This window comes from Geminicoccus sp. (assembly GCF_036263595.1).
Lineage (GTDB): Bacteria > Pseudomonadota > Alphaproteobacteria > Geminicoccales > Geminicoccaceae > Geminicoccus.
On sequence record NZ_DATAGQ010000055.1, the window covers coordinates 1 to 13,396 of the forward strand.

9 protein-coding genes are annotated in these 13,396 nt (G+C 66.6%); all 9 read right to left on the reverse strand.

The features are described from left to right. On the reverse strand, positions 1-1,696 hold a 1,696-nt coding region (locus VHL31_RS04600; RefSeq protein ID WP_329660029.1), incomplete at its 3' end, for a dipeptide/oligopeptide/nickel ABC transporter permease/ATP-binding protein. Further along, the gene (locus tag VHL31_RS04605; RefSeq protein ID WP_329660030.1) at positions 1,693-2,640 is read right to left on the reverse strand and encodes an ABC transporter permease; all 948 of its coding nucleotides are present in this window, start codon (positions 2,638-2,640) and stop codon (positions 1,693-1,695) included. The genes VHL31_RS04600 and VHL31_RS04605, both read right to left, overlap by 4 nt. 12 nt (positions 2,641-2,652) lie before the next feature. After that, positions 2,653-4,224, reverse strand: coding sequence for an ABC transporter substrate-binding protein (locus VHL31_RS04610; RefSeq protein ID WP_329660031.1), 1,572 nt, complete (start codon positions 4,222-4,224; stop codon positions 2,653-2,655). A gap of 104 nt (positions 4,225-4,328) precedes the next feature. Next, a complete protein-coding gene (locus VHL31_RS04615; protein WP_329660032.1) occupies positions 4,329-5,486 on the reverse strand; it encodes an osmoprotectant NAGGN system M42 family peptidase in 1,158 nt (385 codons plus the stop codon). Continuing rightward, a complete protein-coding gene (gene ngg, locus VHL31_RS04620) occupies positions 5,461-7,185 on the reverse strand; it encodes an N-acetylglutaminylglutamine synthetase (protein WP_329660033.1) in 1,725 nt (574 codons plus the stop codon). Before ngg ends, VHL31_RS04615 begins: the two co-directional genes overlap by 26 nt. A 2-nt stretch (positions 7,186-7,187) precedes the next feature. After that, positions 7,188-8,963, reverse strand: coding sequence for an N-acetylglutaminylglutamine amidotransferase (locus VHL31_RS04625; RefSeq protein ID WP_329660034.1), 1,776 nt, complete (start codon positions 8,961-8,963; stop codon positions 7,188-7,190). Between the two features lie 223 nt (positions 8,964-9,186). Then, positions 9,187-11,133 carry a hypothetical protein gene (locus VHL31_RS04630; RefSeq protein ID WP_329660035.1) on the reverse strand — a complete coding sequence of 649 codons (1,947 nt, stop codon included), beginning with the start codon at positions 11,131-11,133 and terminating at the stop codon, positions 9,187-9,189. Between the two features lie 286 nt (positions 11,134-11,419). Next, positions 11,420-12,523 (reverse strand): methyltransferase domain-containing protein, encoded by a 1,104-nt coding sequence (locus tag VHL31_RS04635; protein ID WP_329660036.1) that lies wholly within the window; start codon positions 12,521-12,523, stop codon positions 11,420-11,422. Between the two features lie 22 nt (positions 12,524-12,545). Further along, positions 12,546-13,396: glycosyltransferase family 1 protein (locus tag VHL31_RS04640; protein WP_329660037.1), on the reverse strand; the 851-nt coding region annotated here is incomplete at its 5' end.

The following is a 13,396-nucleotide window of genomic DNA, read 5'->3' on the forward strand; positions in this document are numbered from 1 at the left end:
CGAGCACAGGCACCGCCGCGAGCAGGCGCCTGGTATAGGCGTGCCGCGGCCGTGCCAGCACGTCCGCTGCCGTGCCCTCCTCGACGATCTCGCCCCGATACATCACCGCGACGCGATCGCAGATCTGGCTGATCACCCCGAAATCGTGGCTGATGAAGATGACCGCGAGCTGCCGGCTCCTCCGGAGCTGGCCCAGCAGGTGAAGGATCTCCGCCTGGACCGTGACATCCAGCGCGGTCGTGGGCTCGTCCGCCACGATCAGGTCGGGGTCGTTGGCGAGCGCCATCGCGATCGATACGCGCTGGCGCTGCCCGCCAGAAATCTCATGCGGATAGGCCGTCGCGATCGTGGATGGATCGGGCAGCTGGACCGATGTGAACAGATCCACCGCCTGTTGCCGTGCCTGCGCCTCCGGCACCGACCGATGGGCACGGATCGCCTCCACGACCTGGTCGCCGATCCGCATGAGCGGATGGAGGGTCGTGAGCGGGTCCTGAAACACATAGGCGATCCGGTCACCGCGCAGGCGCTGCAGGCGGCCTTGTGGCAAAGCGAGCAGATCGTCCTCGCCGAACTGGATCGAGCCTGCCCGGATGACGCCCGGCGGCGAGGCCACCAGGCGCGCGATCGAGAGCGCCGTCACCGACTTGCCGGATCCGGATTCGCCGATGATGCCCAGGCACTCGCCCGGCGCCACGTGCAGGCTCACCCCCTTGACCGCATCCACCCGTCCTGCTGCCGTATCGAAGGCGGTGCGGAGCCCCGCCACCGACAGGATGGCGCCCGGCACGGCTGCAGGAACGGTGGAGGCGTCGCGCTCGACGCTGGTGGCCGCTCCGGGACGTCCGGGGATCCCGGAGCGCAGCCGCGGGTCGAGCGCATCGCGCACGCCGTCGCCCACCAGGTTCATGCTGATCACGATGAGGAACACCACGAGCCCCGGCACGGCCGCCACGTGCGGCGCGTTGATCAGGACCTTGCGGCCCTCGCCCAGCATGGAGCCCAGATCGGCCTGCGGCGGCTGCGAGCCCAGGCCCAGAAAGGACAGACCGGCCGTTTCCAGGATCATCCAGCCGACGGTGGTCGAGACGGTGATCACGATCACCGGCATGACGTTGGGCAGCACCTCGGCCATCAGGATCCGGACCTCGCCCATGCCCGAGAGGCGTGCCGCGTCGACGAACTCGCGATGGCGCAGCCCGGCCGTCACGCCGCGGACATTGCGGGCGAAGAACGGGATGTTGACCACCACGACGGCGTAGAGCGCGTTCAGCAGGCCCGGTCCCAGCACGGCCACGATCGCCAGGGCCAGGAGCAGGTAGGGGAAGGCCATCAGCGTATCGATGCCACGCATCAGGAGCGTGTCCGTCCAGCCACCGACATAGCCGGCGACCAAGCCGATGGCCGAGCCGATCAGCGCCGCCAGGAGGGACGCGGATACGCCCACGGCAAGGCTCAGCCGTGTGCCCCAGACGAGCCTTGCCAGCAGGTCGCGCCCCAGCGCGTCGGTGCCGAGCCAGGCGTCCTGGCTGAACGGCGGCAGCAGGCGCTTGGCAGGTGCTGCCGCCCCCGGGTCGGCCAGCGGCAGGATCGGTGCCGCCAGGGCGATCGCGACCATCAGGACCAGCAGAACGAGCCCGATGGCCGCCAGGCGGTTGCGCAGCAGCCGGCGCAGCAACGGCAGGAAGCCGGTCATGCGGCGATCCTCGGGTCGAGCAGCCGCTGCAGGACGTCCGCCAGGAGGTTGAAGAGGACGTAGCTGGCAGCCACCACCAGAACCCCGCCCTGGACGAGCAGGATGTCGCGCGTGCCGATGGCATCGACCAGCATGCGGCCGATGCCCGGCCACTGGAACACGGTCTCGATATAGACGGCACCGCCCAGCACGAAGCCGGCCTGGATACCGATGACCGGGATCACCGCGACCATGGCGGCCTTCAGCGCATGGCGAAACACGATGCGTCGCTCGCTGAGGCCCTTGGCACGCGCGGTCCGGATGAAGTCCTGCCGCAGCACCTCGAGCATGGCCGAGCGGGTGAGCCTGGCGATGACGCCGGCTGCCACGATCGCCAGCGTCACCGCGGGAAGCACCAGGTGCCAGAGCAGGTCGAGCAGGCCGCCGCCTCCATAGATGGCGTACATCCCGCTCACCGGGAGCAGCCGCCAGCGCACCGCGAACAACAGGATCAGGAGCAGGCCCAGCCAGAAGGACGGCAGGGAGATCCCGATCAGCACCGCGAAGGTCACCAGCTTGTCGGCCAGGCCATACTGCCGCACGGCGGACACGATCCCGGCCAGCAGCCCGAGGACGGAGGCCAGGACCAGGGCCACGCCCGCCAGGATCAGCGTGGCGGAGAACCGCTCGCTCACCTCGTCCAGGACGGGCCGGTTCAAACTGAACGACTGGCCGAAATCGCCGGTCAGCACGTTGCCGAGCCAGGTGAGGTACTGGACCGGCAGGCTGCGGTCGAGGCCGAGGTCGCGGTTGATCCGGGCGACGTTCTCCGGCGTCGCATAGGATCCCAGCAGGGCCTGTGCCGGGTCGCCGGGGATGAGCGCCATGATCAGGAAGACGATCAGGCTCAGCCCGAACAGCACCGGCACCAGGGCCAGGAGGCGCCCCACGACATAGCCGGCCATGACGCAGCCGCCCTACTGCTTGGATACGTCGTCGAGCAGCAGGAAGAACGAGGGCTGCAGCGCGAATCCCTGAACGGCGCCGGTCGTCACGGCGTTCTGCTTCCAGTGGGCGACGAACGCCCAGGGTGCGTCGTCGACGATGATCTTCTGAGCCTGCCGGTACAGGTCGCCGCGCTTGGCCTGGTCGGTGCTGCGCCGCGCCTCATCCAGGACCTTGTCGAGCTCCGGGTTGGAGTAATAGCCGGAGTTGAAGCCGCCATTCTCGGGCAGTGCGTCGGTACGCAGCGTCAGGTATGGCAGGGTGTCCGGATCGTTGGTCATCCAGGCCATCTCGGCCATGTCAGCCTTGCCGGCGAGGCCCGGGTTCACGTTGGCCAGGAAGGTGTTCCACTCATAGGTCTCGATCTTCACGTCCAGGCCGACATCGGCAAGGTTGGACTGGATGACCGTGCCCATGGCGACCGGATCGAGCATGCCCGACCCGCCCTCGGCCACATAGAAGGTGAGCGAGGCACCCTCGGCACCCGCTTCCTTCAAGAGCGCCTTCGCCTTCTCGGGATCGTAGGGGTAGCCCTGCAGCGACGGGTCGTAGGCCCAGGCGAAGGCCGGTGCTATCGGCCCCTTGGCCGGCTCGGCGGTGCCCTGAAGGATGTTGTCGGCGATCGACTGCTTGTCGATCGCGTAGTTCACCGCCTGGCGGACCCGCTTGTCCTTGAGCGGCCCTTCCTTGGTATTGAGGATCAGGAACCAGAGATGCGGGCCGGCCTGCTCGTAGACCTTGAAGTCCTCCGTCCCCTGGAACTGGGCCAAGGCATCGGGAGGTACTTCCACCATGACGTCGATGCCGCCTGACAGCATTTCGGCCGCCCGTGTGTTGGCATCGGTGATCGGCCGGAAGATCACCGCCTGCAGCTTGGCGGGATCGCCCCAATAGTCCGGGTTCTTCTCGATCGTGACTTGGCGGTTGCCCTGCCACTCCACGAAGCGGAACGGCCCTGTCCCGACCGGCTGGCGGCCGAACTCCGTGCCGCGCTCGGTGACCGCCTTGGGCGAGACCAGCAGGCCGGTCGGATAGGCGAGGTTGGAGAGGAACGGCGCGTAGGGCTCCGTCAGGCTGAAGCGGACCGTCTGGGGATCGATTGCCTCGACCTTCTCGACCGAGGAGAAGAAGAAGGAGAGCGGGAACGGACCGGTGCCGGCCGCCGGATGGTTCTCGTCGAGCAGCCGCTCGAAGTTGAACTTCACGGCCTCCGCGTCGAAGGGGGTGCCGTCATGGAAGGTGACGCCCTGGCGCAGCTTGAACTCGTAGGTCCGGCCGTCCTCGGAGATGGTCCAGCTCTCGGCCAGCGCCGGCTCGACCTCGAGCGTGCCCGGCTTGTAGCGGACCAGCCCTTCATAAAGATTGATGACGATCCGGAAGTCGTTGGTGGCGGTGCTGACGGCAGGATCCAGCGAAGCCGGCTCGGCGATCTGCCCCACGACCAGCACGTCGTTCGGCACCTGAGCGATGGCGGAAGGCATGATCGGCAGGGTGAGAAGGGCCGCAGCTGTCAGGCCGCCAAGCAGGGTACGTCGTGTGGCCATGCTGCTCATGCCTCCCGAGAGCTGGTGTATCCCAGCAGAGAACGGCGAGCAGCCGCCATCGTTGCATCAACAGGGGCGTTTGGTTCAATGGGACCGGATAGCGCTCACGCGTCGATGGTCGGCGCGTTCGGCTCCCTGGCCATTTCCTCAGGTATGGGCTGCCGTGGAAAGCCCTTCATGCCGTGCGCTTCCTGAGCCGCGTCGCGCTGGAACTCCACCGGGCTCAGCACATAGGCCGTGATGAGCTCCGCCACGGAGCGCAGGGCGTGCATGTGAATCCGCTCGTAGCCGTGCGACCCGTCGACGCCGAACGTGATCAGGGCATTGCGTACATCATGGCCCGCCACGACCGCCGCGGCCGCATCGGAGCGATAGAAGCGGAAGACGTCCTTCTGGTAGCGGATCTCCTCGTCCCGGCACAGGCGGGCCAGGGCTCGGGTCAAATGGTAGTCGAACGGCCCTGTCTGGTCGGCCATCGCGATGGTCACCCCGAACTCCTCCGAGTTCTGGCCGGGACCGCTGGTGCCGTTGTCGACCGCCACCACCGCCGCGACATCGTCGGTCAGGGCTGCCGACGCGCCGACGCCCACCTCTTCCGCGATGGTGAACACGAAATGGACATCCACGGGCGGCACCTGGCCCTGCTCCAACAACGAGCGAAGGGCCGCCAGCATCAAGGCGGCGCCTGCCTTGTCGTCGAGATGGCGGGAGACGATGTAGCCGTTCTTGAGGAACTCGGGCTGCGGATCGATGGCGACCGTATCGCCCACCTCGACTCCCAGCCGCACCAGATCCGCAACGCTGCTGACCCGTGCGTCCAGGCGCAGCTCCACATAAGGCCAGCCGACGGGAAGCTGGTCGACCTCGTCGTTGAAGATATGGCCTGACGCCTTCAGCGGCAGGATCGTCCCGCGCAGGTAGCCGCCCTCGGTGAACACGGCGACCCTGGCACCCTCGGCGAAGCGGGCCGACCAGGTGCCGATCGGGATCAGCTCGAGCCGGCCGTTCTCCTTCAGCCTCTTGACCTGCGCGCCCAGCGTGTCGAGGTGCGAGACGATGGCGCGCGCCGGGCGTGTCTCGCGCCCGCGCAGCACGGCGCGGACGGCACCGCGCCTGGTGAGGGTCGGCGCCAGGCCCAGCCGCTCCAGTTCACGGCAGACCGCCCGCACGATCGTATCGGTGTATCCTGTGGGACTGGGGATATCGAGGAGGCCCGCCAACTGGGCGGCTAGATACTCAGTGTCGATCACCAATCGCGGCATGTTCGCTTCGCTCGTGGAACGCCGCCTGACGCACGCACGCAGGCATTGATTGCGGGAACAGGAGGTCGATGAACCGCTCGGCCGTCGGCTGTGGCTCGTGATTGGCGAGCCCAGGCCGTTCGTTGGCCTCGATGAACACGTATTCCGGTTCCCGTGGCGAGCGGACCATGAAGTCGATGCCTACCACCGGAATGTCGATCGCGCGAGCGGCACGAATGGCTGCTTCCACGAGCAGCGGATGAACCTCGTCGGTTACGTCGTGGATGGTGCCGCCCGTGTGGAGGTTGGCGGCGCGGCGCACCTGAACCTCCACGCCGTCGGGCGGCACGTCGCCGAGCGCGAAACCGGCCGACGCCACGCATCGTTCGGTCTCCTCGTCGAGCGGAATGGTCGATTCGCCACCGGTCGCCGCCGCACGCCGCCGGCTCTGCGCCTGGATCAGGTCGCGCAGCGTGGTCTTCCCGTCCCCCGTCACCTGCGCCGGCCGGCGGATCGCGGCAGCCACCAGCCGGAAGCCGATGATCACCAGGCGCAGGTCCTGGCCCTCGGCGCGCCGCTCGACCAGGACCCGGTCACAGTAGTGCCGCGCAGCCTCCACGGCCGCTTCCACATCCTCCAGGGTCTCCAGGCCGACCGCGACGGCGCGTCCCTGCTCGCCGCGCGCCGGCTTCACGACCAGGCTGCCATGGGTGGCCAGGAAATCGGCCAGCTCGTCTTGGTCCCGGGCCTCGATCTGCTCTGGCACCGCCACGCCGGCTGCCTGGACGATCCGGCGGGTGACCGCCTTGTCGTCGCAGATGCTGACGGCGACGCCCGAGGTGAGCTCGCTCAGGCTTTCCCGGCAGTGGATGGACCGTCCGCCGAACGACAGCCGGAAGAAACCGCCTTCTGCGTCGGTCACGTTGACATCGATGCCGCGCCGGCGCGCCTCGTTCACGATCAGGCGTGCATAGGGATTGAGCGCCTCGTCGGGTGACGGGCCGGTGAACAGCCGCTCGTTGATCGGGTTCTTGCGCTTGATCGTGAAGTACGGAACCCGGACGAACCCGAGCTTGTCGTAGAGAGCGATCGCCTGCTCATTGTCGTGCATGACCGTGAGGTCCGTATAGGCGGCACCCCGCTGCGCCAGATACTCGATCGCCGCGCGGACCAGCGCCTCGCCGATCCCTGGCTGGGTCGCCTGCGGGTCCACGGCCAGCGACCAGAACGACGAGCCCCTCTCGGGGCAGCCCCAGGCCTCGATATGGTCGACCGCCATGACCGTGCCCAGGATGCGGCCGGTATGATCGTCCTGGGCCACGAACACGCGGATGCCGTCGGCCGCGTGCCGGCCCTCGAAGAAGGCGGGCCGGATCGGGACCATGTGCCGGACCGCGTAGATCCGGTTCACCTCGTCGATGTCCAGGCGCGGGTCGAGCGGGCGGATCCGGAACCCGGCGGGCGCCCGGCTGCTCGGGCGATAGTCCGAAAGCCGCAGGCGGAAGGTGTGCGAAGGGTCGAGGAACATCTCGTGGGGCGCCATCGCCAGGATCACGTGCGGATCCTGGACGTAGATGGCGACGTCGCGGCGGTCGGGCCCCTCGGCACGCATGGCCTCCGTCAGTCGCTCGTGCCGGTCGAAGGTCTGACCGAACATGAGCCGTCCCCAGCCGCAATCGATCCAGGCTTCGCCCCGGACCGCAAGATCGGCATTCGTCATGGTCAGATTCCCTGCGCCTGCAGCCAAAGCTCCAGCAGGCCGACCTGCCAGAGTTCCGATCCGCGCAGCGGCGTGATCGCGTCACGCGGGTTGGCATAGAGGCTGTCGAGATAGTCCTGCCGGAACAACCCGCGCTCGCGGGCGGCCCGGCTGGACAGGGCGGCACGGACGAACTCCAGCCGCGAGCCCTCGATGTATTTCAGGCTCGGCACTGGGAAGTAGCCTTTCTCCCGGTCGATGACCTCGTGCGGGATGACCTGGCGAGCCGCCTCCTTCAGCACCCCCTTGCCCCCCCGTGCCAGCTTGTGCCGGGAGGGGATGCGCGCGGCCAGTTCGGCCAGCTTGTAGTCGAGGAACGGCACCCTGGCTTCCAGCCCGAAGGCCATCGTCATGTTGTCGACGCGCTTGACCGGGTCGTCCACGAGCATGACCAGGCTGTCCAGGCGGAGCGCCTTGTCGACGGGATCGCTCGCCCCGGCCTGGCCGAAATGGGCGGCGACGAAGGCACGGGCCTCATCGGTCTCGATCTGCCACTCGGGCGCGAGGTGGCGGGACAGGCGCGCATGGTCGCGGTCGAAGAACCGCTGAGCATATTCCGACACGGGGTCGTTCGAGCCGGCCAGCGGCGGGTACCAGTGGTAGCCGCCGAACACCTCGTCGGCGCCTTGCCCCGACAGGACTACCTTCACCCGCTTCGCGACCTCGCGGGACAGCATGTAGAAGGCGACGTTGTCGTAGGAGACCATCGGCTCGGACATCGCCCGGATGGCGCCCGGCAGGTTCTCGATCATCTCGGCCTCGGGCACGAAGATCTTGTGGTGCACCGTGCCGTAGTGCTTGGCGATCAGGTCGGAGTAGCGGAACTCGTCGCCCTTCTCGCCATTGGCCGCCTCGAACCCGATCGAGAACGTCTCCAGGTCCTTCTGGCCCCGCTCGGCGAGCAGGCCGACGATCAGGCTGGAATCGAGCCCGCCCGACAGCAGCACGCCCACCGGCACGTCGGAGACCATGCGCCGCTCGACGGAACGGCGCAGTTCGTCGAGCAGGAGGTCGCGCCACTCGTCCGCGGAGCGATTCTCGTCGACCTCGGAGCGATCGAAATCCATCCGCCAGTACACTTCCTCACGGGAGGTGCCGTCGGCCTCCACCACGCGGATGGTGGCGGGCGGCAGCTTCTTCACCCCGTTCAGGATGGTGTGCGGCGCCGGTACCACCGCGTGGAAGGTCATGTAGTACTGGAGGGCCACCCGGTCGATCGAGGTGTCGACCCGGCCCGTCTTCACCAGGGCCGGCAGCGAGGAGGCGAACAGGAGCGCGCCGTCCGTCTCGGCCAAATAGAGGGGCTTGATCCCGAAGCGGTCACGCGCGAGCACGAGCCGGCCACTGTCGCGCTCGTGGATCGCAAACGCGAACATGCCGTTGAACCGATGGACGCAATTCGTGCCCCAGGCGTGATACGCCTTGATCACCACCTCGGTGTCGCCGTGGGAGAAGAAGGAATAGCCCAGGCCGTGCAGCTCGTCGCGCAACTCCTGGTAGTTGTAGATGCAGCCGTTGAAGGCGATGCTGAGGCCGAGACCGGGATCGGTCATCGGCTGTTCCGCCTTGGTCGACAGGTCGATAATGCTCAGCCGGCGATGGCCAAGCGTCACCCTGCCTCGCGACAGGATCCCGCTGTCATCTGGTCCGCGCGGCGCCAGGACGGCAGTCATCGCCTCCGTCGCGGCTGTTCCAGCCGGTCGTCCATCGAACCGCGCTTCGCCGCACAAACCGCACATCTCGATCTCTCCGCTCTACCGGGCATCTATGGAGAAAGTCCCGACGGGCCCGAGCGCTCCCTCAAGGGCGGCAATCTTGTGACGATCACGTCGCCAGCGGCAGCCACATGGCTGCCGGGAAAGGCTCCGGTGAAGGAGACGCTCGTCATCGACCACATGATCTCAAACAGGACCATCCCAACCAGCCCCGCCGCATCTTGCCGGAGCTTTCGAGACCCGTTCGTTACGGTTCTTGGCTCAGGCCTGTCTTGTGGGGAGCCGCGTCGAGCCGCAGCCACTGCAGGCCGATACCGAGCTGCCGCGAGTCGGTCGACAGGCCGAGCGACAATGGCGATGCCGCGTTGGGCATGCGGAACAGGATCGACAAGGGCTGCTGCAGCCTCGCGACCTCGGCCGGGATGGTCGCCACGCGCTCGCCGATGGGATCGGCTGTCGTGAATACCCAGGTCGTCACGGGCTGCCCGTTCACGACGACCTCGATCTCCTGGCGAGGCAATTCCTTGGCGACGAAGCTCCACGCCTTGACCCGCAACTGCAGGGGTGCGTCGGTCAACTGCGCCACCGGCAGGTTGAATTCAGCCTCCGGCGCGTTCGAAAAGATGCCGTCGAGGTCAGGGATCGACCAGCCGCTCCCGCGATAGGGCCGGCCGGTGTCCCGGCCGGGCACGACGTCCAGAACCGTGCCCAGCAGATAGGGAGGGACCTCCGGGGGCAGCGCCAGGCCGAGAGGCAGTGATTGCGACCGGGCGATACAGGTCGTTGCGCAGGCAGAACTTGCGACCAACACGTAGCGATGACCTGGAGCCGTGCGCTCACAGATGCGTTCCGGCGTGAACAGGACCGCCAGATGCGGAGCTTCGACGCAGATCGGCACGCCCCTGCGCTCCAGGTCTAGCAACAGACCGGTCACGAACACCCAGTTGTCGTGGTTGTCGAAGCTGATCCGGACGCCCTCGCCTTTGCGGTCGCCCAGATGGTCGAGGACGCCGTCCGACAACTCCCGGATGCCCGCCACGTTCTGGTTTGGGCTGGTGAGCGATCCTTTCGACACCAGCACGATGCTCAGCGCGGCCACGGCCAGCCCGACCGAACGCGGCGCCCACCGCACTATGACGATGGCCGCGCCGGCTGTCGCGACCGCGATGACGGCCAGTGGCACGGCCAGGTAGAACTCCGCGATGTAGGGGTATGGCGGACCCGGCGCACGCCAGACATAGAGGGCCAGCAGCAGCGTCATCAACGCCGCGACGACAATGACGTGGGCGACAGCGGACCTGGCTTTCGGGTCCCGGCAAGCGACCGGGATGCACAAGGCCGCCAGGATCCACAGCGCAGGCGTGACCGAGAAGATGGACAGGTCGGAATAGACGGGCGCCGCCGGCTTCCAGAACTGCCAGATGAAGGCCGCGACGTCCCCCAATGAAGCGCCGCTCTGTGGCGTGATCGCCCGGGTGACGTTCCAGAGCTTGATGATGTTACCTGGCGGATGGACTGCCATGTCCAGGATCAGCGGCATCATGAAGACACTGATGATGACGGCCGACAGCGCCAGCGGTCCGGCAGGGAGCATGGGCGCCTGTGGATCGGACCGTCGGCGCTGAAGCACCGCGCAGCCCAGCGCCAGCAGCCAGGGCAAGGCGACGAAGGGGACCAGCGGCAGATAGCCATGGACTAGCACCGCCCCGCACAGGCTGGCGACGGGCAGCATCCACAGCCGCCCTAGCGCCGTTCCGGCCAGCAGCAGGACGAAGGCGAAGAACGGCGGCACCAGCTGAAAAGGCATCCAGGGGTGAGCCAGGATCCCGATCCCCTGGTCCTGGATCAGCAGGACCAGGACGGTGGCGGCGGCCGCCATGACGGCCGTCTTTCGATCGGAATCGACAAGGGCGGCCACGGTGGATGCCGCAATCCCGATGAACACGGCGCTGAGCCCGATGATGACCAGAAGGTGGGCATTGTAGGGGCTCGGCAAGGCATCGCCGACAAGCATCTCGGCAAGATGGCGAGCGTACAGGAAGAACGGCCCCGGGTGGTTGAAGCCGAAGCGCGAATAGTGCCCGATCAGCAGCCAGTCATGCTTGGCTCGCTCGATCAGCAGCATATCGGCGGCGATGTCGCCATACGGGGCGACATCGGTGATGACATAGTTCCAGTTATGCCAGAGAAGCACGATATAAACGAGGACGGTGACCAGCAGACCCAGAATGACTTCTCTGCGAAGACTCGCCCACTGCCAGGGCGTAGCTGTCTTGGTTGATGGTTGTTTCCCTACTTCCAGAACACTATGCATGCTGACTGCCAGCCAAGACACCATCCCATGCAACTCGGTCGCCGGTCAGAACAGAACGGATCTTGCGCGGGGATGTGCCGCGCTGCTGCAAGGGAATCGTCGGGGATCAGTCGCGCATGGTCCCTTCAACCTCGCCAGAGAGTCCGCCGTCGCCTCTGCTCTGGCGTCAGCTCGACTTGCGCATCAGGAACGTGTTCGAAATCCAGATCTGCGGACCACCCGTCATGTTGTCCGGCTGGATCTCGACAAGTTGCAGCCCGTTGCGGGCAGCAAGATCGAAGACCACGCGCTGCGGAACACAATGCATCTCCATGGTCTTCCGGCGCTGCATATCGTTGCGATACTCTTCCTCGACGAAGGAATAGCCTGCATTGTAGGTCGGAACCTGGAAGTACGCGACGCCGCCGGGCTTCAATCCACCAAGCGCTGCCTTGAGGATGTCGACGATGATCGGCGGAGGATTGTGCTGAAGAACGATGATCGAGAAGAAGACATCGACTCCCTGAAGATGCTTCAGATCGTCTGGCCCGCGCACCAGGACGAAGTCCACGTTGGTGACGCCCCGTTCCTTCAAAGCGGCGCGGGCGGCATCGATATGAGGCTGGGAGATGTCGAACGCCACGACCCTGCGGAAGCGGCGGGCCAGCCATAGGGTGCAGCGCCCGACGCCGCAACCATACTCCGCGCAGACCATGTCGGAGTTGATCTGCAGCCCGTTCCTCTCGAACCAGGTCTCCATGCGGCGGATTCCGTTCGAGCCGCTCTTGTAGAATTCGTCCAGCACCTCGGCCCGGCCCATGTTGTGGGCGCGCCAGCGCTCGTCCGTCAGGACCGACCAATATGGGTCGCTTACGCCATAGCCGGACCAGACTTCGGCGACATGCTCCCAAAGGCCGGTATGGGTCCCCTCGCCGTCCAGGTCGATGCGCAGCGGGCCACCGGCATCCAGGGGAAATCGGTCGACCTCGTCATAGACCTTGGTCGCGAATTCCTTCGACCGGAGGAAGCTGTTCATGACCTCCGTCAGGCGCGCGCCGTTCCGCAGCGAGCGCGCATGGTCATTCAATCCCTTCCGGTCGGGCTCCCGCTTCAGCACCGCCTCATAGAGGCTGTTGACGACCTGGTCGGCATCGAACACCTGCTCTCCGGTCGACCCGTCGCGAGTGGTTTTGACGCCTACCACCGCCGGCCCGGTCCGGTTCGGCAGGAGAGCGATCGACTTGGTGATCGATCGCCGGACCAGATCGATCCATGTCCGCTTGCTCAACATCGTCCCCTCAGCTTGATGGATTTCAGCGCTTGGGCTGCGCCAATGCCGCTTGGTAGGTCGCTTCCAGCTTCCTCGCACTGGCCGACCAGTCGAACATCGCGCTGCGTGAGACCGCGTCGGCGGACATCCTGTCCCGCCGCACGCGATCGCGCGCGATCATCAGCATGGCGGACGCCCAGTCATCGACGGCCATCGGATCGAGCAGCAACGCCGCTTCGCCGGCCACCTCCGGCAGCGAGCTGCTGTTCGACGAGATGGTCGGCGCGCCGAACTGCATGCCTTCCAGCACCGGCAGTCCGAAGCCTTCGAAAAGCGACGGATAGAGGTTGGCGTGGCAGTTGCGGTAGAGCCAGATCAGGTTCTCATCGGTGACGTAGCCCGTGCAGATCACGTTCGCCGCGATGCCCAGCCTGTCCAGGCGCATCTGGAAGTCCTCCATCAGCCAGCCTGCGCCCCCGGCGAAGACCAGCGGCATGGCAGGTCCGCCCGCGGCAAGATAGGCGGCATAGGCTTCGGCCAGCCGGATCTGGTTCTTGCGTGGCTCGATCGTGCCCACCGACAGCCAGAACCTGCCGGGCTCGACGTGAGCCAAGACATCCGGCCTGACGCCTTGGCCGAGCGGCTCGCGAAAGCGCGAGCAGGGATGGACCACGCTGACACGGCTCTCGGGAAAGAACGGGAATACCTGGAGGAAATGCTCCTTGGACGCCTGCGATACGGCGACGATCCAGTCGGCAAAGGCGGCGGCCGTCACCACTCCATCGAAGCATCCGATCCGGTTGGCTTCGGTCGTCCAGTCGGGCTGGAGCGTGAATCCCAGATCGTGAAGCGTGTAGACGACCCGTGCCCGCTGGACTTGTCTCGGACACCAGA